The 23,230-nt window shown below is 65.4% G+C and carries 28 protein-coding genes and 2 tRNA genes; 9 read left to right on the top strand and 21 right to left on the bottom strand.

Annotation, left to right across the window (positions count from 1 at the left end; genetic code table 11):
- Positions 1-117: 117 nt before the first annotated feature.
- The 5 genes from ppx to ACI2JH_RS13570 form a co-directional block, all read right to left on the bottom strand.
- Positions 118-1,641, bottom strand: coding sequence for an exopolyphosphatase (gene ppx / locus ACI2JH_RS13590; protein WP_101098719.1), 1,524 nt, complete (start codon positions 1,639-1,641; stop codon positions 118-120).
- Between the two features lie 70 nt (positions 1,642-1,711).
- Positions 1,712-3,799 carry a polyphosphate kinase 1 gene (ppk1, locus tag ACI2JH_RS13585; protein WP_101098720.1) on the bottom strand — a complete coding sequence of 696 codons (2,088 nt, stop codon included), beginning with the start codon at positions 3,797-3,799 and terminating at the stop codon, positions 1,712-1,714.
- A 4-nt stretch (positions 3,800-3,803) separates the two neighbouring features.
- Entirely contained in the window at positions 3,804-5,132 is a 1,329-nt protein-coding gene (gene phoR, locus ACI2JH_RS13580; protein WP_404736472.1) for a phosphate regulon sensor histidine kinase PhoR, read from the bottom strand.
- Positions 5,133-5,146: 14 nt separating this feature from the next.
- Entirely contained in the window at positions 5,147-5,836 is a 690-nt protein-coding gene (gene phoB / locus ACI2JH_RS13575) for a phosphate regulon transcriptional regulator PhoB (protein ID WP_042614802.1), read from the bottom strand.
- Between the two features lie 123 nt (positions 5,837-5,959).
- Positions 5,960-7,600, bottom strand: coding sequence for a M48 family metalloprotease (locus ACI2JH_RS13570; protein ID WP_404736471.1), 1,641 nt, complete (start codon positions 7,598-7,600; stop codon positions 5,960-5,962).
- Positions 7,601-7,741: 141 nt separating this feature from the next.
- Here ACI2JH_RS13570 and grxC point away from each other — a divergent pair, with 141 nt between their 5' ends.
- From grxC to ACI2JH_RS13545, 5 genes are all read left to right on the top strand, one after another.
- Positions 7,742-8,038, top strand: a complete 297-nt coding sequence (gene grxC, locus ACI2JH_RS13565) for a glutaredoxin 3 (RefSeq protein ID WP_101098858.1) — start codon at positions 7,742-7,744, stop codon at positions 8,036-8,038.
- Entirely contained in the window at positions 8,035-8,424 is a 390-nt protein-coding gene (locus ACI2JH_RS13560; RefSeq protein ID WP_101098723.1) for a carboxymuconolactone decarboxylase family protein, read from the top strand. The genes grxC and ACI2JH_RS13560 overlap by 4 nt, the downstream gene beginning before the upstream one ends.
- A gap of 280 nt (positions 8,425-8,704) precedes the next feature.
- Positions 8,705-9,709, top strand: coding sequence for an isocitrate dehydrogenase (locus tag ACI2JH_RS13555; RefSeq protein ID WP_042614806.1), 1,005 nt, complete (start codon positions 8,705-8,707; stop codon positions 9,707-9,709).
- Between the two features lie 177 nt (positions 9,710-9,886).
- Entirely contained in the window at positions 9,887-10,606 is a 720-nt protein-coding gene (locus ACI2JH_RS13550; protein ID WP_182656947.1) for a cysteine hydrolase family protein, read from the top strand.
- Positions 10,607-10,655: 49 nt separating this feature from the next.
- Positions 10,656-11,570, top strand: coding sequence for a LysR family transcriptional regulator (locus tag ACI2JH_RS13545; RefSeq protein ID WP_404736470.1), 915 nt, complete (start codon positions 10,656-10,658; stop codon positions 11,568-11,570).
- Positions 11,571-11,683: 113 nt separating this feature from the next.
- On the opposite strand, the gene ACI2JH_RS13540 is transcribed toward ACI2JH_RS13545, so the two are convergent.
- The gene (locus tag ACI2JH_RS13540) at positions 11,684-12,454 is read right to left on the bottom strand and encodes a Bax inhibitor-1/YccA family protein (protein ID WP_404736469.1); all 771 of its coding nucleotides are present in this window, start codon (positions 12,452-12,454) and stop codon (positions 11,684-11,686) included.
- A gap of 183 nt (positions 12,455-12,637) precedes the next feature.
- Here ACI2JH_RS13540 and ACI2JH_RS13535 point away from each other — a divergent pair.
- Both ACI2JH_RS13535 and ACI2JH_RS13530 read left to right on the top strand, forming a co-directional pair.
- Positions 12,638-12,714 (top strand) — tRNA-Pro (locus ACI2JH_RS13535).
- Between the two features lie 39 nt (positions 12,715-12,753).
- Positions 12,754-12,830 (top strand) — tRNA-Arg (locus ACI2JH_RS13530).
- Positions 12,831-12,844: 14 nt separating this feature from the next.
- Here the strand turns inward: ACI2JH_RS13530 and ACI2JH_RS13525 are convergent.
- The 3 genes from ACI2JH_RS13525 to ACI2JH_RS13515 are packed head-to-tail and all read right to left on the bottom strand — an operon-like array spanning position 12,845 to position 15,293.
- Positions 12,845-13,813, bottom strand: a complete 969-nt coding sequence (locus ACI2JH_RS13525) for a DUF2971 domain-containing protein (RefSeq protein WP_404736468.1) — start codon at positions 13,811-13,813, stop codon at positions 12,845-12,847.
- Positions 13,814-13,867: 54 nt separating this feature from the next.
- A complete protein-coding gene (gene xerC / locus ACI2JH_RS13520; RefSeq protein ID WP_404736467.1) occupies positions 13,868-15,052 on the bottom strand; it encodes a tyrosine recombinase XerC in 1,185 nt (394 codons plus the stop codon).
- Positions 15,053-15,071: 19 nt separating this feature from the next.
- Positions 15,072-15,293, bottom strand: a complete 222-nt coding sequence (locus ACI2JH_RS13515; RefSeq protein ID WP_404736466.1) for a hypothetical protein — start codon at positions 15,291-15,293, stop codon at positions 15,072-15,074.
- A gap of 367 nt (positions 15,294-15,660) precedes the next feature.
- Between ACI2JH_RS13515 and ACI2JH_RS13510 the strand changes: the two genes are divergently transcribed.
- Both ACI2JH_RS13510 and ACI2JH_RS13505 read left to right on the top strand, forming a co-directional pair.
- Positions 15,661-16,140, top strand: coding sequence for a hypothetical protein (locus tag ACI2JH_RS13510; RefSeq protein ID WP_404736465.1), 480 nt, complete (start codon positions 15,661-15,663; stop codon positions 16,138-16,140).
- 63 nt (positions 16,141-16,203) lie between these two features.
- Positions 16,204-16,425 carry a hypothetical protein gene (locus ACI2JH_RS13505; RefSeq protein ID WP_404736464.1) on the top strand — a complete coding sequence of 74 codons (222 nt, stop codon included), beginning with the start codon at positions 16,204-16,206 and terminating at the stop codon, positions 16,423-16,425.
- Between the two features lie 2 nt (positions 16,426-16,427).
- Here ACI2JH_RS13505 and ACI2JH_RS13500 read toward each other — a convergent pair whose 3' ends face one another.
- From ACI2JH_RS13500 to ACI2JH_RS13445, 12 genes are all read right to left on the bottom strand, one after another.
- Positions 16,428-17,357 carry a DNA cytosine methyltransferase gene (locus ACI2JH_RS13500; protein ID WP_404736463.1) on the bottom strand — a complete coding sequence of 310 codons (930 nt, stop codon included), beginning with the start codon at positions 17,355-17,357 and terminating at the stop codon, positions 16,428-16,430.
- Positions 17,358-17,527: 170 nt separating this feature from the next.
- On the bottom strand, positions 17,528-18,553 hold the full coding sequence (locus ACI2JH_RS13495) for a hypothetical protein (RefSeq protein ID WP_404736462.1): 1,026 nt from the start codon (positions 18,551-18,553) through the stop codon (positions 17,528-17,530).
- Between the two features lie 9 nt (positions 18,554-18,562).
- A complete protein-coding gene (locus ACI2JH_RS13490; RefSeq protein ID WP_404736461.1) occupies positions 18,563-19,465 on the bottom strand; it encodes a recombination-associated protein RdgC in 903 nt (300 codons plus the stop codon).
- A 20-nt stretch (positions 19,466-19,485) separates the two neighbouring features.
- Positions 19,486-19,872, bottom strand: coding sequence for a hypothetical protein (locus ACI2JH_RS13485; protein ID WP_404736460.1), 387 nt, complete (start codon positions 19,870-19,872; stop codon positions 19,486-19,488).
- 87 nt (positions 19,873-19,959) lie between these two features.
- Positions 19,960-20,214 carry a hypothetical protein gene (locus ACI2JH_RS13480; protein ID WP_404736459.1) on the bottom strand — a complete coding sequence of 85 codons (255 nt, stop codon included), beginning with the start codon at positions 20,212-20,214 and terminating at the stop codon, positions 19,960-19,962.
- Positions 20,211-20,363: a hypothetical protein gene (locus ACI2JH_RS13475; RefSeq protein WP_404736458.1), complete on the bottom strand. Its 153-nt coding sequence runs from the start codon at positions 20,361-20,363 to the stop codon at positions 20,211-20,213. Before ACI2JH_RS13475 ends, ACI2JH_RS13480 begins: the two co-directional genes overlap by 4 nt.
- Positions 20,360-20,560, bottom strand: coding sequence for a hypothetical protein (locus tag ACI2JH_RS13470; protein ID WP_404736457.1), 201 nt, complete (start codon positions 20,558-20,560; stop codon positions 20,360-20,362). The genes ACI2JH_RS13475 and ACI2JH_RS13470 overlap by 4 nt, the downstream gene beginning before the upstream one ends.
- Positions 20,557-21,069 carry a hypothetical protein gene (locus tag ACI2JH_RS13465; RefSeq protein WP_404736456.1) on the bottom strand — a complete coding sequence of 171 codons (513 nt, stop codon included), beginning with the start codon at positions 21,067-21,069 and terminating at the stop codon, positions 20,557-20,559. Before ACI2JH_RS13465 ends, ACI2JH_RS13470 begins: the two co-directional genes overlap by 4 nt.
- Positions 21,066-21,299, bottom strand: coding sequence for a hypothetical protein (locus ACI2JH_RS13460; RefSeq protein WP_404736455.1), 234 nt, complete (start codon positions 21,297-21,299; stop codon positions 21,066-21,068). The genes ACI2JH_RS13465 and ACI2JH_RS13460 overlap by 4 nt, the downstream gene beginning before the upstream one ends.
- Complete coding sequence (locus tag ACI2JH_RS13455) at positions 21,296-21,517, bottom strand: hypothetical protein (protein WP_404736454.1); 222 nt, start codon at positions 21,515-21,517, stop codon at positions 21,296-21,298. The genes ACI2JH_RS13460 and ACI2JH_RS13455 overlap by 4 nt, the downstream gene beginning before the upstream one ends.
- Before the next feature lie 283 nt (positions 21,518-21,800).
- Positions 21,801-22,325, bottom strand: a complete 525-nt coding sequence (locus ACI2JH_RS13450) for a DUF4468 domain-containing protein (protein WP_404736453.1) — start codon at positions 22,323-22,325, stop codon at positions 21,801-21,803.
- 173 nt (positions 22,326-22,498) lie between these two features.
- Positions 22,499-23,194 carry an XRE family transcriptional regulator gene (locus ACI2JH_RS13445; RefSeq protein WP_404736452.1) on the bottom strand — a complete coding sequence of 232 codons (696 nt, stop codon included), beginning with the start codon at positions 23,192-23,194 and terminating at the stop codon, positions 22,499-22,501.
- Positions 23,195-23,230 lie beyond the last annotated feature (36 nt).

Below are 23,230 nucleotides of genomic sequence, written 5' to 3'. Positions count from 1 at the left end.
ACCCCGGGGCCCCCCCCCCCCGTGGGGCTACTGTCATCGGTAGCGCCGACCCATGGTCGGCGAGCGCAGCGGGCCGTTGGCGGGAGAGTCCGCCGACCATGGGTCGGCGCTACGTACTCAGGCCACGAACGGTTTGAACTGCAGCCCCAGGCCGGTCATGCCGTCCACTTCGCCGATCAGGTCGGCGCGCAGCAGCGGCCGTGGGTCGATGAAACTCTGCGGCACGATCAGCGACAGCCGGTCGTCCTCCGCGGTGATTTCCAGCACCGGCAGCGGCGTGGATTCGTGAGCGCGGTTGACCAGCACCGCCAGACGCAGCAACGCGGCCAACCGGCGCGCCGGTACCACCAGGCGCTCGGGAAGTGCCTCGAACGCGCTCTTGGGCACGTTGCGGCGGTGCGTGCGTACCAGTGCGGCCAGCATCTGCTGTTCCTGCCGCGAGAACCCGGCGATGTCCGAGTTTTCCAGCAGGTAGCTGCCGTGGGTGTGGTAACCGCTGTGCGCGATCATCAGGCCCATTTCATGCAGGCGCGCGGCCCAGGACAGCATGCGGGCATCATCGGCTTCGAGCTTCCAGCTCTCCCGGACCTGGTCGAACAGAGACAGAGCCGTGCTCTGCACGCGATCGGCCTGCGCCACGTCGATGTCATAGCGCACGGTCAAGGTATCCACCGACACATCGCGTGGATCGTTCTCACCGGCGCGGCCGACGATGTCGTACAGGATGCCTTCGCGCATGGCCGCCTTGCTGACCAGCAGCTTCTGCAGGCCGAGCGCCTGGAAGGCCGCTTCCAGCACCAGCACCCCACCGGCGATGATCGGCCGGCGGTCGCTGCCCAGCCCGGGCAGCACGATGTCATCGATCTTCTTGGCCTTCAGCAGTTCATCGCGCAGCTGCGGCAGCGCCTCGGCGGTGATCGCGCCCTTGCTCAGCTTCATCGCCGCGCAGATCTCGCTGATCGCCTTGTGGGTGCCCGATGAGCCCAGCGCCTCGTCCCAGCCGAGCGCCCGGTACTTGCTGGCAAATGGCTGGAACTCGCGGCCGATTTCAGCCAGCGCATCCTTCCAGCGCTTGCGGCTGAGCTTGCCACCGGGGAAGAAGCGCCGGGTGCTGGCGATGCAGCCGGCCTGCAGGCTTTCGCGTTCCAGGGTCTGCATGCCCGAGCCGATGATGAATTCGGTGGAGCCGCCGCCGATGTCGATCACCAGCCGGCGCTGGTCGGCCTTGGGCGGCTGCGCATGCGCCACGCCCAGGTAGATCAAGCGCGCTTCTTCGCGTCCGCTGACCACTTCGATGGCATGTCCCAGCGCGGTTTCGGCCGGCATCAGGAACGCCTGCGGCGAGCGCAGCTGGCGCACGGTGTTGGTGGCCAGGGCGCGCACGCGGTGCGAGGGCACGTCGCGGATGCGCTGGCCGAAGCGGGCCAGGCATTCCAGCGCGCGCTGTCGCGCCTCGCTGGACAGGCCGCCTTTGCCATCCAGGCCGTCGGCCATGCGCACGGTCTCGCGCAGGCGGTCGACCACCCGCAGCTGCCCCAGCGTATAGCGGGCGATGACCATGTGGAAACTGTTGGAGCCGATGTCGATGGCGGCCAGCAGGTCGCCATCTTGCAGGGTCGGGGAAGTCGATGTGTGCGGCATGCGCGAATGGTAGCCGAAGGCGGGTGCCGCTCGTCACCGCGCCTTCTTCACGCTGCCGGATCGGCAGCGCTCACAGGCCCTGCATCAGGCCCATCTGTGCCGAATGCGGGGCCTCGTCGTGCGCCGGTGCCAGCTTCACGTAGCGGCCGTCGGCCTGCAGTTCCCACGCGTTGAGGTTGTCGTCCAGGTAGTTCTGCAGCACCTCGCGGTACACCCGTCGTGCCAGTGCCGGGTCGAGGATCGGGAAGGCGGTCTCCACGCGCCGCAGCAGGTTGCGCTCCAGCCAGTCCGCGCTGGCGCAGTACAGTTCCGGTGCGCCGGCATTGCCGAACCAGTAGACCCGGCTGTGTTCCAGGAAGCGGCCGACGATGGAGCGCACGCGGATGTTGTCCGACACCCCCGGCACGCCGGGACGAAGCGTGCAGGCGCCACGCACGATCAGGTCGATCTGCACGCCGGCCTGCGAGGCGGCATACAACGCGCGTACCACCTGCGGTTCGTTGAGGGCGTTCATCTTGGCGATGATGCGCGCCGGCCGTCCGGATTCGGCGATCGCCTTCTCGCGCTCGATACGCTTGAGCACCCCGGTGTGCAGGGTGAACGGCGATTGCAGCAGGTGCTTCAGCTTGGCCTTCGACGCCAGCCCGGACAGCTGCTGGAACAGCAGGTGCACGTCGTTGCCGATATCCGCATCGGCGGTGATCAGGCTGATGTCGGTGTACGCGCGCGCGGTGCCGCTGTGGTAATTGCCGGTGCCCAGGTGCACGTAGCGGCGCAGCTTGCGGCCTTCGCGGCGCACGATCAGCAGCATCTTGGCGTGGGTCTTGAAGCCCACCACGCCGTACACCACCTGCACGCCGGCTTCCTGCAGGCGATCGGCCAGGCCCAGGTTGGCCTCTTCATCGAAGCGCGCGCGCAGCTCCACCACCACGGTCACGTCCTTGCCGTTGCGGGCCGCCTGGATCAGCGCCTCCACGATCAGCGAGTCCTTGCCGGTGCGGTACAGGGTCTGCTTGATCGCCAGCACGTTCGGGTCGGTCGCCGCCTGCTTGATGACGTCCAGCACTGCGGTGAAGGCATCGAACGGATGATGCAGCAGCACGTCCTGGCGCGCGACGATATCGAAGATGCCGTCTGAATCGCGCAGCGTACGCGGGGTCATCGGCGGGTACTTCAGGTCCGGCCGCGGCACCACGTCGTACAGCTGGATGACGCGGTTGAGGTTGACCGGTCCATCGATGTAATACACCGCGTTTTCGGTCAGGCCGAAGTTCTGCAGCAGCGTGCGCACGATGTCGCGCGGGGTGTCCTGGGCGATCTCCAGCCGCACCGCCGGCCGGTAGCCACGGTCCACCAGCTCGTCGCGCAGGGCCAGCGCGAGGTTCTCGACCTCTTCCTCGTCCACCACCAGTTCGGAATTGCGGGTGACGCGGAACTGGTAGGCGCCTTCCACTTCCATGCCCGGGAACAGCTCATCGACGAAGGCCGACAGCATCGAGGACAGGAACACGAAGTTGCGGCCCTCGCCCAGCGATTCGGGCAGTTCGATGATGCGCGGCAGCGAGCGCGGTGCGCGCACGATCGCCAGGTGGCCACTGCGGCCGAACGCATCCACGCCCTTCAGCACCACCACGATGTTCAGTGATTTGTTGAGGATCTTCGGGAACGGATGCACCGGGTCCAGGCCAAGCGGCGACAGCACCGGCATGATCTCGTTGCGGAAGTAAGCGCGCAGCCAGCGCTTCTGGCGGTGGTTCCACGAATGGCGGCCGAGCACGCCGATGCCGGCGTCCTGCAGTGCCGGGCGCAGCACCTCGTTCCAGCAGCGGTACTGCTGGTCCACCAGTTCTGCGGCACGGTCATGGATGGCGGTGAGGATCGCCTGCGGGCTCATGCCATCCGGCGCCGGCGGCAGCCCGAACTCCTGCGCGTGGCGCACCGCCGCGGCGCGGATTTCGAAGAACTCGTCCAGGTTGGTGCAGGAAATGCACATGAAGCGCAGGCGCTCCAGCAGCGGCACCTGCGGGTCCAGCGCCTGCGCCAGTACGCGGAAGTTGAAATCCAGCTGGGAGAGTTCGCGGTTGATGTAAAGCGCCGGATCCCGCAGTGAATCGGAGTCCGGCTGCGGCACGACGGGGAGGGATCCTGGGCTGCTCATGGCGTCAATCTTCGGCATGGAGGGAGGCGGCCACATCGCGCGCGCGGACATGCGACGCATCGAAATGGCAGGAGAACGTGGAGCCCTTGCCGACCTCGCTCTGGATCTCCAGGCGGGCGTGGTGCAGGCCAAGGATGTGCTTGACGATGGACAGGCCCAGGCCGGTACCACCGCTCTCGCGCGAACGGCTGCTGGACACGCGGTAGAAGCGTTCGGTCAGTCGCGGCAGGTGGTTGGCCGGGATGCCATAACCGGTATCGCGCACGGCCAGTACCACGCCGTCGCCTTCGCGGCTGAAGGTTACCCGCACCTGGCCGTCGGCCGGGGTATAGCGCACTGCGTTGGTGACCAGGTTGGAGAATGCGCTGTGCAGTTCCTTGATCGACCCCAGCAGGTCCACCCCGGCGTGGTCTTCCACGGTGATCTGGTGGCGGCCCTGGCTGTGGGCTTCGGCTTCGCGGCGCAGCGTGGCCAGCATCGGCAGCATGGCCACTACTTCGGCATCGCCGGCTTCCTGCGATTCCAGCCGCGACAGGGTCAACAGGTCTTCCACCAGCTGGGCCATGCGCTGGCTCTGCTTGCGCATTTCCTCCAGCATCGGGCCGGTGCCCGGGAAGTCCTCGGGGTCCATCATGTCCAGGTAACCGTGCACCACGGTCAGCGGCGTGCGCAGTTCGTGCGATACGTTGGCCACGAAGTCGCGGCGCACCTGTTCCAGCCGCAGCAGCTTGCTGACATCACGCGCGATCAGCAGCCAGTGATCAGCCGAATAGGGGATCAGGCGCAGGTTGAGGCGGATCGCCGGATCGACCGGCGAGGGCACGTCCAGGATCGGTTCGGCGTTGCGTCCACCGGCCAGCCAGTGGGCCAGCGGCATCGGCTGCAGGCGCTGCACCAGCGCCTGGCCCAGGTCACCGGGATGGTGCAGGCCGAGCAGGGTGGTGGCGGCTTCGTTGAACCACTGCACGCGCTGGCTGTTGCGATCCAGCACCACCACCGCATCGGGCAGCGCGGCCGCCGCGGCACGGTAGCTGCGCAGCATGTCCAGCAGGCGGCGCTTGCGCACGCGCATCTCGTGCTGGTTGCGCGATACCACGCGGTCGAGTTCATTCCAGACCCCGGCACCGTCGGCGATCTCCCAGCGCTGGCGCGCGGTCAGCCGGCCGAGCACCCGGCGCAGCCGCCAGTAGTGCCAGGCCAACGCGCCGATGGCGGCGATCGCCAGTCCCATCCACGCATCACCGAGCGCCCAACCCGCCAGCCCGGACAACACCAGCACCATGGTCAGGGTGGCCAGGGTCTTGAACCAGGCCGAACGGATGTGACGCGGCATTGCGGTACCAGTGATCAGGTGGAAGTGGAGAAGCGGTAGCCTGCACCACGCACGGTCTGCACCATGTTTTCGGCGGCGAACGGTTCCAGCGTCTTGCGCAGTCGGCGGATGTGCACGTCGATGGTGCGCTCTTCCACGTACACACTGCCGCCCCAGACGTGATCCAGCAACTGCGCCCGCGTGTACACGCGCTCGGGGTGGGTCATGAAGAAGTGCAGCAGGCGGTATTCGGTCGGGCCGATCGGCACCGGCTGGTCGTTGGCGAACACGCGGTGGGCGGCGCCGTCGATGCGCACCGAACCGACCGCGACGCTGCCATCTTCGTCGTCGTCGCGGGCCCGGCGCATCACCGCGCGGATCCGCGCCAGCAGCTCGCGGGCGGAGAACGGCTTGACCACGTAGTCGTCCACGCCGGCTTCCAGCCCGCCGACGCGGTCGTTTTCCTCGCCGCGCGCGGTCAGCATGATGATCGGCACTTCGCGGGTCAGCGCCTCTTTGCGCCAACGGCGGGCCAGGTCCAGGCCACTGGTGCCCGGCAGCATCCAGTCCAGCAGGATCAGGTCGGGCACGCGATCGGCGATGGCCGTCTGTGCTTCGCGTGCGTCGCCGGCGTGGATCGGCTCGTAATCGCCCTTGCGCAGGGCAAAGGCCACCATTTCGCGGATCGCGGGTTCGTCGTCGACGATCAGGATGCGTTTCTGCACGAGGCCACCAAGTTGCTCATCAGATCGGGAGTGACGCCAGTAGACTACGATTTGATGACATGTTTGTGACGCCACCGGCGCTGCTGTAACGACCAGCGGTCGGCAGGCCACCCCTGGCAACCTTCAGCGGCGCTCCAGTTCCGGGTCATTGACTCCTTGGCGGCGCATTTCCAGCACGGTGGGGGTGATGGTCTCGATGCGCGCATCGACCCGCGCGCGGGTGACGTAATCCAGGTCGGGCTGGCGTTTCAATGCCTGCAACTGCATCAGCGACTGTTCCGGACGGCCGTTGAGGTAGGCCGCCTCGGCGTAGGCTTCGCTGGCACGGTGTGCATCGCCGGCCAGTTCACTGGCGCGGGCGAAACGCTGCTGGAAGACCGGATCGTTGCCGCTTTGTGACAGCAGCGGCCGCAGCATGGCCTGCGCGCGCTGGCCGGCGGCCTGGCCGCCCTGTTCGTTGAGGATCTGCGCGAAGGTCAGCGCCACCGGGCGGCTGCCCGGGTGCTGGCGCAGCAGCGCCTCGAAGCGTTCGTTGGCCCTGGCGGCCTGGCCGGAACGCGATTCGGCCTCGCCGAGGGCCAGCGCCACCCACAGGTTGCCGGGGTCGGCGTCGTTGAGCTCGGCCAGGGCGCGTGCAGCACCCGCCGCACCGCCAGTGCCGGTGGTCAGCTGGGCCAGCGCCTGGCCGTAGCGCTGGGCCGGGGTGAGTCCGCCTTTTTGCCGGGCCAGGCCCTGGTACTCGCGGGTCAGCTCGGACGGAGTCACCGCGCTGAGCACCCGCAGGCGCTCGCGGGCCCAGTCGAAATCACCGCTGGAACCGCGGCTGAGCTGGCCCACCGAAACCTGCATGCCCGGTGGCAGCAGCAGGTTGTTGCGGCGGGTGATCGGATCGGACAGGCCCGGATCGCTCGGGTTCACCCGTTCGGTACGCACGCCACCGGGCACCTCGGTGGTCAGCACCACCGTGTCCTTTTTCATCTGCTCGGCGCGCAGCTTGGCCTCGCTGATGCGGGTGGTGTTCACCGGATGGGTGCGCAGGAAGTCCGGCACCGTGTAGCCGCCGTCGTTGCCACGCATCGAGGCGCTCATGCGCTCGAAGAAGCCGGCCATGGCGTCCACGTCGTAGCCGCTGCGCGCCAGCGTGCGGATGCCCAGGCGGTCGGCTTCGGATTCATTGGAGCGGGTGTAATCGATCTGGCGCTGCTGCATCAGCCCCATGCCCGAGGCGATGCTGGCCATGGTCGCGTTGCCGGCCGAGTTGCCCCCGGCCTGCTGGGAAGCGATGACCGCCGCCAGCATGCCCAGCAGGATCGGGATCTGGTCGCGCTGGGCGCGTTCCACGCCGCGCAGCACATGCTGCTGGGTGACGTGGGCGATTTCGTGGGACAGCACCGCAGCCACTTCGTCTTCGCGTTCGGCAGTGAGCACCAGGCCGGCATTGACGCCGATGTAGCCGCCCAGCGTGGCGAAGGCATTGATCTGCCGGTCCTTCATCATGAAGAAGGTGTACTGCTGGCGCGGCTGCGCACTGTTGGAGCCCAGCCGGGTGCCCATGGTCTGCAGCCACTCGGTGGTGAGCGGATCGTCCAGCAGGTAGCCGTAGTTGCGCAGTTCGCGCAGCATCATGCCGCCGTACTCGGCCTGGCGGGCAGGGGTCAGCAGTTCACCGGCCGACGATCCGATGTCGGGCAGCGAATCCTGGGCCTGGGCCAGCGGCACGGCCAATGCGAGGGTCAGGGCAGCGGAGAGCAGCAGCGGTCGCAAGCGGTCGGTCCTCGGGCAGCGCCCCCCAGCGTGGCAGGCCAGGGGGAAACCTATCGTTAATCCACAGTGTTGCGGCCATGGCGTGGATTTTCCATCAGGCCGCTACCATATACAGACAGTCGATCCGTCGTGGAGTTTCCCGTGAGCCAACTTGAACAGCCTGCCGGTGGCGCCCCCGCCATCACCATTTATTCCACCGCTGTCTGCCCGTACTGCGTGGCAGCCAAGAACTTCCTCAAGAGCAAGGGCCAGCAGTGGACCGAAGTGCGCATCGACCTGGATGCCGCCGAGCGCGAGAAGATGATGGCCAAGACCCGCCGCACCAGCGTGCCGCAGATCTTCGTCGGTGACGTTCATGTTGGCGGCTACGACGACATGATGGCCCTGCACCGTGAAGGCAAGCTGGAGCCGCTGCTGGCCGGGCAGGGCGCAGCATGAGCACAGCGGACGAAGGCGGCGACCGCCTGGCCGAGTTCAATGCCTACCGCAAGAAGATGAACGAGCGCATCCTGGCTGAACCGAACCAGGTGGTGCGCCGTTTCTTCGCGCTGGATACGCAGACCTACCAGGCCGGCGCGCTGGATGTGAAGACCAAGGAACTGCTGGGCCTGGTGGCTTCGCTGGTGCTGCGCTGCGACGACTGCATCAGCTATCACGTGGCCCAGTGCAAGGCCGCGGGGGTGGAGCGTGATGAGTTCTTCGAAACGTTCTCGGTGGGCCTGGTGGTGGGCGGATCGATCGTGATCCCGCACCTGCGCCGCGCAGTGGACTTCCTGGACCAGCTGGAAGCAGGCGCCGCAGCCCCGGCCGAACACGAGCACTGACGCGCGCCAGATGCGCCGCTGGCCGTCATTTCGTGGTGGGTGACGACCGTTGGTCGTCACGCCCTGCCGCTGCGCTCGCCGAGCATGGCTCGGCGCTACCAAGGCGGCCGGCCCTGCGCCTGGTAGCGCCGAGCCATGCTCGGCGGCTTTCCGCGGGTGGGACCATGGTCTATTTGGGGTCAGGTAGTCGGTTCGGGCATAATTGCGGCTGAAACTTACCTGCGCCGGTGCACCGGGCACCCCCGGACGGCGTTTTTCCCCCTGTTCGGAAATTTGATCAATGACGCAGAAAATCACGGTCATCCGCGGCGATGGCATCGGCCCGGAGATCATGGACGCTACGCTGTACGTCCTGGACAAGCTCAACGCCGGCCTGGAATACGAAGACGCCGACGCCGGCCTGGTCGCGCTGGAAAAGCATGGCGACCTGATGCCGGCTTCCACGCTGGAATCCATCGCGCGCAACAAGATCGCCCTGAAGAGCCCGCTGAGCACCCCGATCGGCGGTGGCTTCACCTCGATCAACGTCAGCCTGCGCCGCCACTTCGACCTGTACGCCAATGTCCGTCCGGCGCACACCTTCCCCAACACCAAGTCGCGCTTTGACAACGTCAACCTGGTGACCGTGCGCGAGAACACCGAAGGTGCCTACCTGGCGGAAGGCCAGGAAGTGTCGGCCGACGGCGAGACCGCGTTCTCCGGTACCCGCATCACCCGCAAGGGCTCCGAGCGCATCGTGCGCTACGCCTTCGAACTGGCCCGCAGCACCGGCCGCAAGAAGGTCACCGCCGTGCACAAGGCCAACATCATCAAGTCGACTTCGGGCCTGTTCCTGGCCGTGGCGCGCGAAGTGGCGGCCAAGTACCCGGACATCGAGTTCCAGGAAATGATCGTCGACAACTGCTGCATGCAGTTGGTGATGCGTCCGGAACAGTTCGATGTGATCGTCACCACCAACCTGTTCGGCGACATCATCTCCGACCTGTGTGCCGGTCTGGTCGGCGGCCTGGGCCTGGCCCCGGGTGCCAACATCGGTGAGAACGCGGCGATCTTCGAAGCCGTGCACGGCACCGCGCCGGACATCGCCGGCCAGGGCAAGGCCAATCCGTGCGCGCTGCTGCTGGCCGCCGCACAGATGCTGGACCATATCGGCCAGCCGGAAAATGCCGAGCGCCTGCGCAAGGCCATCGTCGCCACGATGGATGCGAAGGATTCGCTGACCGGCGACCTGGGCGGCACCGGCAACACGATGAGCTTTGCCCAGGCCATTGCCAGCCGCCTGTAACCGGCGACGGCAAGGCCATGCACTACCAGCGGGGCGCCTTCGGGCGCCTCGTTGCGTTTGAGGGGGCGGCGCACGATCTGTGCGTTTCATGCACAGATGGAGTGCGCGACAGGGGGTTCTTGGTGCGCACCGTGCACGGCACCATGGCCGCACTCTCCGTAGCCCAGGTTCCTCCCCATGAATATTGCAGCTTTCGGTCTTGCCAGCCTGATCGGCATGGCCGCCGTCGCCCCGGTCGCCGCCGCCGAGCCGGCCCATCCCACCATCCGCCAGATGGCCGGTGCCACACCGATCGACGCCCTGCAGGCAGGCAAGACCGCGGTGATCGTCATTGATTTCCAGAACGAGTACTTCCCCGGTGGTCGCATGGTGATCCCCGATGGTGCCAGCGCCTTGCAGAATACCCGCCGGCTGATCAAGGCCGCCGATGCCAAGGGCATCCGCGTGATCCACGTCCAGCACGTGCTGCCGGCCGGCGCCCCGCTGTTCGCCGAAGGTGGCAAGACCGTGCAGTTCCACCCGGACATGCAGCCGCGGGCGGGGGACAGCGTGGTGCAGAAGGACAACGTGAGCGTCTTCGCCGGCGCCTCGGCTGCGGTGATGGACAGGACCTTGAAGGACGCCGGCATCGACACGCTGATCGTGACCGGGCTGATGACCCATGCCTGCGTGTCCGGCGCTGCCCGCGACGCCGCCGCCGCCCCGCGCGGTTATCGTGTGATCGTGTCCTCCGACGCCACCGCCACCCGTGACCTGGAGCTGGCCACCGGTGCGACCATCGACCACAAGACCCTGCACGCGGCCAGCCTGGCCACGCTGGAAGACACCTATGGCGATGTCATGACCACCGAGGCGATCATCGGCCTGGTCGACAACGCCGGCGCTGCCGCACGCTGATAAGCTGGCCGCGCCCGCAGCACGCGGGTGCCGGCCGGAGCGTGCCTGGATGGACCATTTCGCTTCCCTGCGAGCGTTGCGTGCCATCGTCGAAGCAGGCAGTTTCACCGCCGCCGCCGAGCGCATGGGCACCACGCACTCGGCGATGTCGCGGCAACTGCGGCAGCTGGAAGATCATCTGGACGTGCGGCTGCTGGATCGCAACAGCCGCCGGTTCGCGTTGACCGAGGCCGGCCGCCAGTACTACGCCGAAGCGGCGGAACTGCTGGACCGGCTGGAACTGGCCGACAACCGCGCCCGCGCTGCACAGGCGCAGCCGAGTGGTCGCATCCGCATCAGTGTGCCCCAGGTGGTCGCCAGCCAGGAACTTCCCCACTGGCTGCCCCCCTTCCTGTCGCGCCATCCGCAGATCTCGCTGGACCTGTGCGCGGACGACCAGCTGGTGGACGTGGTAGGCGGCGGCTTCGACCTGGTGCTGCGCATTGCCCATGAACTGCCGGACAGCCAGATGGTGGCGCGTGAACTGGCCTGTTGCGACCGCATCCTGGTGGCCGCACCGTCCTACCTGGCCCTGCATGGCCTGCCGCGCCACGGTAGTGAGCTGGCGCAGCACGCGCTGCTGGCCTTCAGTCCAACCAGCGCGCGGGTGCCATGGCACCTGCAGGGTCCGCGTGGCGCATCGCTTGAAGTCGAGGCCGGCCAGCGGCTGGCGGTTGATGCGACGCCGGCGCTTCATGCCGCCGCGCTGGCCGGCATGGGCATCACCCTGTTCACCGCACTCACCGTGCAGGACGATCTGCGCGCGGGACGCCTGATCCGCGTGCTGCCGGACTGGAACGCGGGCCAGCGACGCTACTACGCGCTGTACCCGCACGCCCGCGCACTGGCGCCCAAGGTGCGCGCGCTGGTCGATCACCTGCAGGCGCACTACGCCGCGCTGCAGTCGTCGTTGACCGCGCGGTAAGACTGCGCCACGCCCGGGGCACCGGATCCGCGCGCGATGTCATGCGGTAGCGCCGAGCCATGCTCGGCGTAGCAATGATCAGGCACGCAACAGCGAAAACCGCCGGGCATGGCTCAGCGCTGCTGGATCTTCGACAGCAGGCGCAGGAATTCCACGTACAACCACACCAGGGTCACCATCAGCCCGAACGCGCCGTACCACTCCATGAACTTCGGTGCGCCCTGTTCCACGCCGCTTTCGATGAAATCGAAATCCAGCACCAGGTTCAGTGCCGCCACGAGCACCACGAACACGCTGAAGGCGATGCCCAGGCCGCTGGCTTCATGGATCACCGGCACGTTGATGCCGAACATGCCCAGCACGATCGACGCCAGGTACAGCAGCGCGATGCCGCCAGTGGCCGCGACCACGCCCAGCTTGAAGTTCTCGGTGGCCTTGATCAGCCCGCTGCGGTACGCCACCAGCAGCGCCACCAGGGTGCCGAAGGTCGCCAGCACGGCCTGGAACACGATGCCCGGGAAGCGCTGTTCGAACATCGCCGAGATCGCGCCCAGGAACAGGCCTTCCACCAGTGCGTACATCGGCGCGGTGACCGGCGACCAGGTCTTCTTGAACACGGTGATGAGCGCCAGCACGAAGCCGCCCAGCGCACCGCCGATCAGGTAGCCCATGCCGGCCGAGGAAAGCGTGCCGGCCGTCTCGCCGCCGGTCACCAGTGCCTGGCTCCACGAGAACGACGCGGTCAGCACGGTCAGCAGCAACAGCAGGCCGGTCTTGTTGACGGTGCCGTTGAGGGTCATCAGCTGGTCGCCGCGGGCCGAAACGGTGCCGCTGCCAAGATCAAGGAAGGTGGATTCGGAAAGAGCCGGGTTGCCGCTGCGCATGTGCGATCTCCGTGCGAAAGGGGGGTAGGGGAGGCCATCCGGCCGTCAACGGCCAGCATAACGCACCCCGTAGCGGGCAAGCTTGCTCGCTCCCACACACGCCCGCGCAGGTTTGACAGAACCGGGGCCGGGTGTTCACAATTCCCGTCTGCTCGAGGGCCCCGCCCTGGCAGGAAGCATCGCCGGGGTATAGCGCAGTCTGGTAGCGCGCCTGCTTTGGGAGCAGGATGTCGGGGGTTCGAATCCCTCTACCCCGACCAACCATCGCCCTGTTGGAGCGGGTTGGTCCACCGGTTCGGGCGCCCGTAGCTCAACTGGATAGAGCACCGGCCTTCTAAGCCGGCGGTTACAGGTTCGATTCCTGTCGGGCGCGCCATTTAAATCAGCGACTTAGCGCTCATAAATCGAGTCCCACGGGATTACTCCGGAAATTGCTCCGGAATTGAGCGGCATGCTTTCAAGCTTGCGGACGCTTAGGCGATACGCTGTGTCCTGCGCCTCGGCTTGGTAGAGTTGAACCTTAGGAAGCCCCCGATCAAAGCGCTTAGCCAGCATCTGCTGGATTGCTGGGAGATGCTTTTTCGGAAATCTACTTCCTAGAATCAGGCCAGTCAGCGCCCGCGGTTCGAACGAGAGAAGTCTAGAATTGATAGCCAGCATCGCTATCCGTCGTTCTTTTTCGTAGGACCACGAGGTGCCCTTGCGCATCATCATCGCGACGGTATCGGCCTGCGGCGCTGTTGGAATGTGGAAGTCGGGGAAGTCGTCGCAGTAGTCCACAGCGCCTGCAGCCAGGAACGTTGGCACGTCATAGGATGTGCGGAATTGCAGGCATATCCCCCGATGTGAGTCAGCGTAGTGCGACCACATCAGCTGGCTCTTCGGCTCCGGCGTGAAGCAGTGAACGCCATGGCTGTGGGTCTCGAAGAGAACTCCAAATATTTGCTCTGGTGCCGTCTTCACTTTCGCAACCAATTCTTCAATTAACGCATCTCGTGCAGAGGGAGAGCGGGTGTCGTTGGGATGGGTCACGCTATGGACGACGCTAAAAAAATGCTTCAGAACCTCGTCGTCGTCCAACACCAGCCTGTTCTTAAACTCGAACGGATCATTGAAGTCTGCGGGATCGTTCAGGTAGAGGTTGGAATCTACAAGCATCGTACTGAGATTTCGTAAGCTCTCCTCGGACGCTGAATCGAACCTCAGATAGTTGTAGAGGTGACGCGGGTACTGGCTCATAAGCGCTGCTCGGACTGCCCAGTTGGGCATTTTTTTCGCAATGGCCGCGTAATCCGCGAGAAATGGTGGAAGCTCCGGTGCAGTTAGCTTGAGCTTCGGAAGGAGGACAGGGTCATCCATGGTGTTTAGTGAGTTCTGGTTGAATCTAGGATAGCTGGTGCCCACACCATATGTTCAATGACTTGATTCTCCTGATTCCCCAACTACCGGGAGAGAGTGATCGTAGACATGCATCATCGCGTCGGTCTTGTGCCCACTGGCTTCCTTTTTGTCGCCCTTGGTATCGGTGACACCACGGTGTTTCAGACTGTGTAGGCCGAATCGTTCGCCCTGGCTCAGGATCCCGTCCTTCACCGCATTCCGCATCATGCGCCCCCAAGCAGTCTGCCAACCATCCTCGGTCAACCGCTCCCCGTCCTCGCTGACGAAGAGAAAGCGGCTCTCGGCGTGGATCGGTATCACCCTCCCGTTCTTTTCCCATATCACTGCCCGGCGGGTCCGCAGCATCGAGATTGCTTCCTCGGTTTCGGCGCCCTTGCGCACCAGGTTGTCGCGACTGCCCTTGCGGCGGTTCGTACGCAGCACTTCACCATCTACGTGTGCGTCGGTCAGCGTCAGCACCTCGATGCCGCGCAGCCGTGCTTGGTACGCCAGCTCCATCGCCGCCCACAGGTAAGCCGGCACCGCCCCCTTCGCGCGAGCTCCGCGCGTACTGCACTCCTTCGCATAGGCTTGGACGCGCCGGAACACGTCGACAGCCGGCATCCGGTGGTCACCCTTTTCCTTGACCTGCTTGATGCCGGCGGCAGGGTTCGTGGTGACATGGTCGTGTTCCCGTGCCCAGCCGAACACCCGGCGCAGGTAGCGCAGCCAGTGGTTCGCCTTAGTGGGGTAGCCAGGAACGAAGGGATCACCAGCTTTCTGCCCAGGCCGGCCTTGCGCAATGACGTCTATCAGGCGCCGGATGAATCCAGGCGTGAGGCGATCCACGATGGCATCGCCAAGGCTGGTGCCATTTTTCAGCGGGTAAGCCTTAATGGCCTTCGCATAGTCCGTGTACCCCTCCTTGGTCGATGGCTTCAGCTGTGCAAAGGCCAGGCTTTCGGCGTGCCGGTCGATGACAAAGGCGACAGTGCCTCGCTGAGCTTCACCCTGGCGCGCCTCCATGATGGCGTGCAGGTCTGACATGCGCGCGCTGGGGCCGGCTACGGTCTTCTTGCGATATCCGTAGCCTTCTTCATGGGGGTTGCGCACGTACCACCTGCCGCGGCCGGTGGGATCCCAGTAGATCCCGACCGGCAGCTGGGTATGGTCAATATGCGAGGGCAGGTTGGGTGCTGCCTTGCGTGGTCTAGCCATGGTGCTGCAGTGCGTCCTTTCAGATCAGGGAAGCGGGGTAGCTCTCGTTCTCGAAAGCTGGGGACGTGAGACCCAAGGCCTCGTTGAGCGCGGCAGTGGTGGTCCAGACGCCGCCCTGCCCGTCGTACTGCACGCGAATCCTGCGCTGCCTGGCCCAGCGCTCCACGGTGGCGAGCCGCGGACGTTTGCCGGGGCGACAAAGCTCCTGCAGGTCGCGGAACTGGAGAACCTCTCCGATCACGGGCGGCCTCCTTGTGCGCTGGCTCGGGCACGGGTGCGCTTCGTGGCTGGCTCAGCGAGGGTGAGCTTGAACTGCAGAACGTTATCGGGCTCGACGTGCGCCACCACATTGCGTGCGCTGCGCGTCCGCCGGTTCAGATGCCGCCAGTTGGCCAGGGCCGCTTCCGGATCCGCGTGCTTGGTCGTTTGCTTACACCGGCACTCAACGAAGTGGCCGCCACCGGCGCTGGCGCAGCGGCCGTCATGGATGTGCCGCGCGCGGTGACCAGCGGCGCAGGGAAGTAGACCCTCGGGGTGATCGATCTGGCACTGGGTCATTGGACACCTCGACTGGAATGGAAGGAGCGGAAGCAAATACGATGGGACGGATGAATCTGTTCGCGAACTCGACGCATGCCGAGCTGTACGGCGCCGCCAAGGGCCTGTCCGGCGAGCTGCGCATGAGCGCGGAGGTGCAGGATCTGCTTATCGACAGGCGCTACGTCACGCACCACCAGCGCAGGCTGGTGCGCACGCCGGCACCGGGCTTGGACCGGCAGCTTGCGGACCTGCTGGATGCGTTGGCCAAGCAGGTTCACCACGGCGCTCACATAGAGGGCGACGCCGAGCAGCTGCTGAAGGATCCCGCCGCAACGCTCCTGGGCGTGTTCGGCCCGAAGCTGGCCGAGCTGCAGCGGAACGCTCGCCACCACGTGGTGCTGGAAGCGGCGAACGTGACCCTGCGTAAGCGCGCAGCGGAATGGCTGGAGGCAGGCGAGCCCGGACAGACCCGGCATGCGCGCGCGCTGGCCAGCAACCGCGGCCTGGCCGAAGTGCTGGCCGAGCTGGACGCGCTCCGCAAGAGGTGAGACCGCTTGACAATGGGTGGTTGACTCGTCGAGGTTCGAATCCGATCCCAACGGAGCACCACCATGAAGAACATCGACAAGCTGATAAGGGAAGGCGAGTACAAGGGCGTCGACTTTGACGTCGAAATTTGGGTGTTCGAGACGGCCGAAATCGTGGTTTACGGATTCCAGGTCGACGGGTATCCTGCCGTCCCTGTGTCGGACGGTCATGATGCGGTCACGTCGCTGGACGAAGCCTTCGAGATCGGCGCCAAGCTCGCGCGGGAGTTCATTGATCGCACGTGATCTCATGCCGCAGCCCGCAGTGCAGTGATGACGTCCCGCGCGACCGGCGGGCAGACGGCGTTCCCGAGCATCATCATTGCGTCCTTCTGCCTGGTGGGCAGCTGGTAGGTAGCCGGGAAGCCCATGGCTCGCCTGCACTCCTGCACGCTGAGCATCCGAATGCGGTCACCATCAATGACTGCCCACCGGTCACGGGTGGTGATGGTTCCGACCGGTCGCGACAGGCTGCGACCTCCCTTCTCGTTGCCGTAGTAGGCGGTGAGGAAGCGGTCGCCGTGCTGTGCTCGTCCAGCAGCCACACGGGCCAAGGTCGCCGGCGACCGGCCGGGACGGTCCACCATCGACCAACGCCCGCCATCGAAGTCGATGATGCTGGCCGCCGCGACGAGATCGCGCCGCGGGAGCTGCAGTTGTATCTGCGAGCGCGAGCGCGTCCCGACGATGAACACCCGCCGGCGATGCTGGGGAACTCCATGCTCGGCGGCATCGATAACGTGCGGTGACATGGTGTACCCGAGCGCAGCCAGTGCGGCACACCAGGCATCGTAGAGCGCCCATGCGGTGAACTCGGGAACGTTCTCAACGACGATGGCTTCAGGCCGGTGGACTTCGGCGGCCGACACCACAGCCCATGCCGTGGAGCGCTGGGCATCGTGGTGAGGGCGATCCTTCCCGCGTGCTCGGCTATGGCCTTGGCAGCACGGAGAGGCGAGCAGAAGGTCATGGCTCGGCACGGAGGTCCAGTCAGCCTGGTGCAGGTCCTGGCACGCATGCAGCGTGCCCGGATGGTTGTCTGCATGCACCTGCACCGCTGCTGGCCAGTGGTTCGCCGCCCACGACACGTTGCAGCCTGCCATCAGCGCACCGGTGCTGAACCCGCCGGCACCTGCGAACAGATCGATTGCGTTGATCAGGCTGGATTTCTTAGACATCGCTGGGTCCTTTCGGGCACTGGTTGCAGGTAGCGGTGAGCGGCGCGCGCTGTGAGAAGCGGGACCCGCGGATGCGGATGGCCGGGCACATGACCTGATGGCCGCACTGCAGGGTGGCGAGGAAGAAGCGGGGCCCGTGAGGGCGCGCGCTGGTGACGTTGCGGACTGGGTTAGCCATTGCCAGCCGCCTTGCCGCTGTCGATCAGGGCCAGCACCGCGTCAAGCGCGGCTGTACCGAACCCTGACCAGTCGTTGAGGCTCAGCGTTCCCGCAGCCATATGCTCCCGCATGTCCTGTAGCGCAGCGATGTTGTGGGCGCTCAGCTGCCCCAGGTCCACGGCCTGCGCGGGCGGATACAAATAGACCTTTGCGCCAAGCGGCATCTCATGGTCCTGGTACAGCTCGACGAACCTGCCGTCCTCACTCTCGTCAATCTCGCCCACCGGCTCCTGCCACATCGGCTGGCGGGCAGCACTTCCGGGCAGGGGCGTGTCAAAGTGCAGGGCGTTCTTCAGCGCCTGCTTTCGCCGAATCTTGTCCATGACCTCCGGCTGCGCGATTCGTGCAAGCTCGACGGCGCCGGCATCCTTCATGTTCAGGCCGGCCACCGAGCAGAAGGCTGCCAGCGTGACCATGACGCCGCCGACTTCCTGAGCGGGCTCACCTACCGGCCGGCCGTAGACGTAGTTCACCAGCGTGCGCACGCGCACGCTGTCATAGCCCTTCGACTGCAGCAGCTCCAGAACCTCCTCGAGCAGTCGGTCGCCACGCTCGGTCATGTTGCGATAGAGCGAGGCGTCGAAGCACTTCCTTGCCCATTCCGCTACGCCGGCTTGGAAGTCCACGACTTCGGGACGCAATGCCATGGGTCGCACGAACCACGCGTACGGTCCGTCTTCGGTGTCACCCATCCACGCCAGTCGCCAGTCGCCTTCCGGAGCTTCCGGATTCCAGGCGCGCATCTCCTCCCAGTACAGTTCATCTCCGTTTTCCAGCGCTTCATCGGTGAAATCACCGGCGACGACCACAAAGTCAAAGCCCTGCGCGCTCACCAGTTTGTCCAGCGCTTCCTCGCGGTCATCAGGCCAGGTCGGAAGATCGGGATGGATCAGCTCCCCGTACTCGCAGCGCTGGGGAAGCCGCTCAACGGCATAGAGGCCGCGCCACGGGTCGGTAGTGTCGATCTGTGCGTTCATCGTCGGCCCTCAACTCGCGGCGCTGATGCGGAACGCATCGGACAGGCGGTCGAACAGCGCGCCCAGCTCGCCGGCCTGCAGTGCGAAGCGGGCGTCCAGCTCGGCGCGGCGGCCGTCGTCGCCGTCCTCCAACTTGTCCAGTGCGCCATCGAGGAAGCGCAGCTTGCGCACGACCAGGTCATCGCCCAGCACCAGCGAGACGTTGTCCTCGACCACGAGGCCGAGTCGGGTCACCTGCTTGCCGGCATCGAGGTGGTTGCGGATCTCGTCGCTGACGAGCTCCTGCCGGTCAAGCTTGGCGATCGCGCCTCCGGTGACGGGGTCTTCCAGCTGGCACTGCTCGCCCAGGAAGAGGCCTGCGGGCAGCGTCTCACCTGCAATCCACCCGGTCAGCACCGACCTCGGCGCGACCTCGGCATTCAGTGGCATGGCCGGAAAGCTCCCGAGCAGGCCCCGGATGTCGGACATCAGGTTCTCGCCCTGCTTGCGGCTGCTGGTGTCCACGAAGGCGACGCCGCGTGCCAGGTCGAGGAACACATCGCAGCGAGACGACTTCACGAGAGCCTTCGGCAGCAGCTCGTGGATCAGGTCGTCCTTCATGCGCTTGCGCTCGCGCCCACCGGGCCGGCGACCTTCGTTGTGCTCGATCTCGGCCAGCTTCTGCTCGAGGGCATCGGCGACGGCGGAGGCCGGCAGGATCTTGTCCTGGGCGCCGACGGTCAGCCACAACCAGTTGCCGATGGCGTGGTGCAGCTGCTCGGTCTCTTCGCGGCCGAACGGCGAGATGAAGCCACGGGAGGACATCTCCAGCGGGCCGACTGGCTTCAGGGTGGCGGCCGGCAGCTGCTCGGCGACCTGTGAGAAGTCGAGGCCGATGGGGAAGCGGAACATGACGAGGTTACGGAAGAACATGGGAATCCTTTCTGGAAGGGTTAGGCCGCGCGGTCGACGGGGCGGTGGCGGGAATAACCCACCTGTTCGATAGGGATGCCGTTCCAGTGCAGCTCGGCGTCTTTGATGGGCTCGGGGCGGCAATCGCGCCACAGCTCCTTGGATCCGGCCTTGCAGCGCTCCTGCCATTCGGCTTTTGCTTTGTCGCGGTGCGGTCGCTGCATGCGAGCCAAAACGCGGCGCAGGCAGTGCCGGTGATCGGAGGCGGCGAGAACGATGCGTTCGGGCTGGCGGCGCTTGGCGGCGACGTAGCCTTCAATGAAGGCCTGCACCTGGTCGCGCACCAGCTCGACCTTCGGTCGCTCGCCGTCGGGCGTGTTCGGGAACTCGGGCAGTGCTGCGAAATCGACAACGACGGAAGCGCTCATGGCTGGCTCTCGATCAGTGGCGGAATGAAAAGCCCGGCTTTGTGGAACCCGGCCGGCGCGGGGCTCGGCATGGCCGAGCGGGCGGATTCAGTGGGTATCGGTGTAGCGGAAGCGCTTCTGCTGGGCGTCGCGGCGGCGCGATTCCCGCCGGCGGCGCATCTCCGCCTTGAAGGCCGGCCAGTTCTTGCGGGTCTCGGCGTAGGTGCGCCAGGCGAAGAACAGGAAGGCGACAAGGAAGACCGCGGTGAAGGTGTGCGCGCTGGTCCAGACGGCGCGCAGCAGCAGCGCCAAGAGGAAGGCGGCGGTCACAGCGCAGTAGGTGGGCACGGTGATGTGGTTCACGGCTGGTCCTGTTCGACGCCGACGGCGTCCGGGTGGTGGATGGCGATACCGGCGTTGCCCTTGAGCAGCAGAGCAGGCCCTAGGGGAGCCGGGGAGGGCAGCGGCGGCAGGCCGGTCTGCATGGCGGCGATGAAGTCGTGCTCGGTCATGGCGCACTTCCCGCGCTCGCGCCGTTGGCCATCTCAAACGCCTGACGCGAAATCGCGTCCGCATAGGTGTCGTAGTTAGCTGCTGCACCCGGCATCGCATCCTTCCGACAGCGATCTGCCTCTCGCATGTGGGTTTCACACATCTTGGCCAGCCACCGCACATGGGCGGCATTCATCGCTTTGCGGCGGGAGCTCATGCGGCGGCACCAGTCGTGCGACGCCCGGCCTCTGCGGCGCTGTATTCGCTGCCGAGGATCTCCGTCATGGAGGGCATGGCTTTGCGCGTGCTGGCGTAAAGGAAGCCGTCGTGCATGAACATCGTCAGGCCCTCGATGAAGAAGTCCAGGCTGTTGTCGAAGCCCAGAGCGCGGTACACGCCGTTCGTGTCGATCTTTCGCGAGGGCAGGTGCTCGGCCCACTCGCCCTGCAGAGCCTTGATGGCGGCCTTGGTTTCAGCCGTGGCACCCTTGAGCGGGCTGCTACGCGGAACCTGCAGGCCGTTGTTGTCGGGAGCTCGCCACAGGTCGCGGGGCATGGCGGGACGGAACTTGATGCCGGCGAGCACGGGCGGGTCCGCGTACATCAGGCCCTCGCCGCCGAAGCGCTGCGCGAAGGTATCGATCTCCGCCTGCAGTTCCGCCTTGGCAGCCTTCTCTGCATGCCAGGCTTCCAAGACAGCCGGATCGTTGGTCTTGAAGAAGCTCATGCGGCGTTACCTCCGGTCGCGCGCTTGGACAGCTGCAGTGCCTTCTTCGTGTCAGTGATGGCGCGCGCTGCGCTCTTGCGGCCGATCAGCACGCCGTGAGCCGCGATGTCCGCTGCGGCGGCGACTTGGTCAGCGAAGAGCCCCATACGAACAGCGGCCTGCGCGACTGCACTGGCGGCGCCTGCCGCGCGCTGAGCACGGGTGGGGAGCTGCAGGAGGAGGGCGCTCATGCGACGGCCTTCTGGTTCAGCGCGTTGGTGTACTGGGCTGCGGTAGCGTCGGCCATGCCTAGCTGGTCGTTCGCGCGCTGGAGGTCCAAGGAGAGTCGAGCCGATTCTTCCTTGGTCAGCTGCAGGCTGCCGCCGCCGAAGCGAACGACGACCGCTTTGGACCGCGGCATGGCTTCGACGGTGACCGAATGGCGGCCGTAGATATTGAGGGCGGCCATAGTCAGCACGCCTTCCCGAACAGCTGCTTGCCGAAGCCAATGCCGACACCCACGGCGAGCGCGCCGATGGCGTAGATGCTGAGGATGAGGGGCCAGAGAGGCCGCTGCTTGCGCGAGGTCACTATCCAATCTCCTGTCGCCTGCTCCGGGATCGGAGCTCAATGGCCGCAGAAAGATTAGAGCACTAAACATTGAGGTTGTAAAGCACGCTAAACGACGTGCTCGAACGAAAGAGCTAAACGGTGATAAACACGTTCAGCCCACGAGCTTTCTTAGGGGCGGACTACCACTCGTTTGACGCGGCGCGATTGGCCAGCTTTGACTGGATGCCTGCGCCGAAGGCTTCAAGCTTGGGGCGAATCTTCTCCAGATCCCGCTCGCGCCGCACGGCGCCTTCGAACTCGGGCTGGGCCACGCCAGCGTTAACCTTTGCCGGCCAGTGCAGTCGCACGTTCGTGAAGGTGAGGCGGAACCTGCCCTCGCGCGCTTCCATTCGCATAGTGAAGCGTACGGTCCAGTCGGGCTTGCCCAAACACTCCATGGCGCTCGCACAGGGGTACGGCATGTTGGCCTGGCCAATGATGACGCCCTCGGCAACATCCTCGTATTCGATGACCGCCTTAGAGGACCGGAAGTTCTCCGCAATCCACTGCCGCCCTGCGCCATAGATCGCTTCCTTGCTCATGCCCGTGGCATCAAACACCTTCTGGAAGGTCGCTGGTCCATCCGCTTCTGTCGAGACATCTGACACGGATGGAAGCGGTGCTGCGTTCGCGACCTTCCAGCATGATGCGAGAGCCCACAGCATGAAAACGCCGACAATCAGCGTCCCGCAACCGTAGTGCTTAGCGTTTCCCTTTGGCGCCGCGGCGAAAGGGTGGGGCACAGTGATCGGGCAGCCACAGGAAGGACACGCCTTCGCATGGCTGCTGATTTCCTTCTGGCATTCCGGACAATGAATTAGCGCCACAGGCTTTCCCCTTAGTGCGCCATGACGAACTTCTGCACCACGTAGACTTTTCCGCCTATGAGCATGTCTGGCGGCGCACGAAATGCGGGCCCGCCCACCTTCTCGTTAAGCGAGATCACGTAGATGCCATCGCCGCGGTTCTGCAGGGTCTTGATCTGCTGCCCATCGCCTAAGTTGATGACGTACGGACCTGCGTCCTCGTAGTAGGTAACACTCGTGTCCACCATCACGACGTCGCCGTTGCTAATCAGAGGCTCCATGCTGTGGCCTCGTCCAGTGATCAGCGCAATGCGCCCTGGCTTCGGTAGGAAGCCGAATATCGATCTCAGATGCTGCTCGGAGAACTGCATCTCTCGCACCACCTCCGGGAAGTCCTGATTTTCCACTGCCGCCCCCATTCCGCCCGATCCAAGTAATCCAAGGCGAACATATCCAGCAGGTGTCGCATTCTCTGCGACCAGTGAGACGTAATCGCCCGCGCCTCGCATCGGGTCCTCGCCGTACAACATCCATCGCGGCCGCACCTGCAGCACGGCGCATATCCGTTCCAACACGTCGGCCTTGACGTTCTCTGGCTGTACCTTGCCCTCCGTCTGCCACTGACTCACCTGACCTGGGCTCGTCTTAGCGAGCTCGGCCAGCCGTCGAACAGTCAGCTGCGATTCCGCCAAAGCGGCAGCCATGCGTTGAGAGAAGGTCATAGACATTTAGCGAGCTTAACTATTTATGCGTTTAGTGGGCTT

Source organism: Stenotrophomonas sp. NPDC078853 (assembly GCF_044901215.1).
Lineage (GTDB): Bacteria > Pseudomonadota > Gammaproteobacteria > Xanthomonadales > Xanthomonadaceae > Stenotrophomonas > Stenotrophomonas lacuserhaii.
Note: the sequence above shows the minus strand (reverse complement) of the source record. Positions and strands in the feature narration are given on the sequence as shown.

Excerpts from the sequence above, each read along its gene's own strand:
- ppx (WP_101098719.1), bottom strand. The coding sequence starts at position 1,641 with ATGCCGCACACATCGACTTCCCCGACCCTGCAAGATGGCGACCTGCTG.
- ppk1 (WP_101098720.1), bottom strand. The coding sequence starts at position 3,799 with ATGAGCAGCCCAGGATCCCTCCCCGTCGTGCCGCAGCCGGACTCCGAT.
- phoR (WP_404736472.1), bottom strand. The coding sequence starts at position 5,132 with ATGCCGCGTCACATCCGTTCGGCCTGGTTCAAGACCCTGGCCACCCTG.
- ACI2JH_RS13560 (WP_101098723.1), top strand. The coding sequence starts at position 8,035 with ATGAGCACAGCGGACGAAGGCGGCGACCGCCTGGCCGAGTTCAATGCC.
- ACI2JH_RS13555 (WP_042614806.1), top strand. The coding sequence starts at position 8,705 with ATGACGCAGAAAATCACGGTCATCCGCGGCGATGGCATCGGCCCGGAG.
- ACI2JH_RS13550 (WP_182656947.1), top strand. The coding sequence starts at position 9,887 with ATGAATATTGCAGCTTTCGGTCTTGCCAGCCTGATCGGCATGGCCGCC.
- ACI2JH_RS13545 (WP_404736470.1), top strand. The coding sequence starts at position 10,656 with ATGGACCATTTCGCTTCCCTGCGAGCGTTGCGTGCCATCGTCGAAGCA.
- ACI2JH_RS13540 (WP_404736469.1), bottom strand. The coding sequence starts at position 12,454 with ATGCGCAGCGGCAACCCGGCTCTTTCCGAATCCACCTTCCTTGATCTT.
- ACI2JH_RS13525 (WP_404736468.1), bottom strand. The coding sequence starts at position 13,813 with ATGGATGACCCTGTCCTCCTTCCGAAGCTCAAGCTAACTGCACCGGAG.
- xerC (WP_404736467.1), bottom strand. The coding sequence starts at position 15,052 with ATGGCTAGACCACGCAAGGCAGCACCCAACCTGCCCTCGCATATTGAC.
- ACI2JH_RS13510 (WP_404736465.1), top strand. The coding sequence starts at position 15,661 with ATGAATCTGTTCGCGAACTCGACGCATGCCGAGCTGTACGGCGCCGCC.
- ACI2JH_RS13505 (WP_404736464.1), top strand. The coding sequence starts at position 16,204 with ATGAAGAACATCGACAAGCTGATAAGGGAAGGCGAGTACAAGGGCGTC.
- ACI2JH_RS13500 (WP_404736463.1), bottom strand. The coding sequence starts at position 17,357 with ATGTCTAAGAAATCCAGCCTGATCAACGCAATCGATCTGTTCGCAGGT.
- ACI2JH_RS13495 (WP_404736462.1), bottom strand. The coding sequence starts at position 18,553 with ATGAACGCACAGATCGACACTACCGACCCGTGGCGCGGCCTCTATGCC.
- ACI2JH_RS13490 (WP_404736461.1), bottom strand. The coding sequence starts at position 19,465 with ATGTTCTTCCGTAACCTCGTCATGTTCCGCTTCCCCATCGGCCTCGAC.
- ACI2JH_RS13485 (WP_404736460.1), bottom strand. The coding sequence starts at position 19,872 with ATGAGCGCTTCCGTCGTTGTCGATTTCGCAGCACTGCCCGAGTTCCCG.
- ACI2JH_RS13475 (WP_404736458.1), bottom strand. The coding sequence starts at position 20,363 with ATGACCGAGCACGACTTCATCGCCGCCATGCAGACCGGCCTGCCGCCG.
- ACI2JH_RS13470 (WP_404736457.1), bottom strand. The coding sequence starts at position 20,560 with ATGAGCTCCCGCCGCAAAGCGATGAATGCCGCCCATGTGCGGTGGCTG.
- ACI2JH_RS13465 (WP_404736456.1), bottom strand. The coding sequence starts at position 21,069 with ATGAGCTTCTTCAAGACCAACGATCCGGCTGTCTTGGAAGCCTGGCAT.
- ACI2JH_RS13460 (WP_404736455.1), bottom strand. The coding sequence starts at position 21,299 with ATGAGCGCCCTCCTCCTGCAGCTCCCCACCCGTGCTCAGCGCGCGGCA.
- ACI2JH_RS13455 (WP_404736454.1), bottom strand. The coding sequence starts at position 21,517 with ATGGCCGCCCTCAATATCTACGGCCGCCATTCGGTCACCGTCGAAGCC.
- ACI2JH_RS13450 (WP_404736453.1), bottom strand. The coding sequence starts at position 22,325 with ATGCTGTGGGCTCTCGCATCATGCTGGAAGGTCGCGAACGCAGCACCG.
- ACI2JH_RS13445 (WP_404736452.1), bottom strand. The coding sequence starts at position 23,194 with ATGTCTATGACCTTCTCTCAACGCATGGCTGCCGCTTTGGCGGAATCG.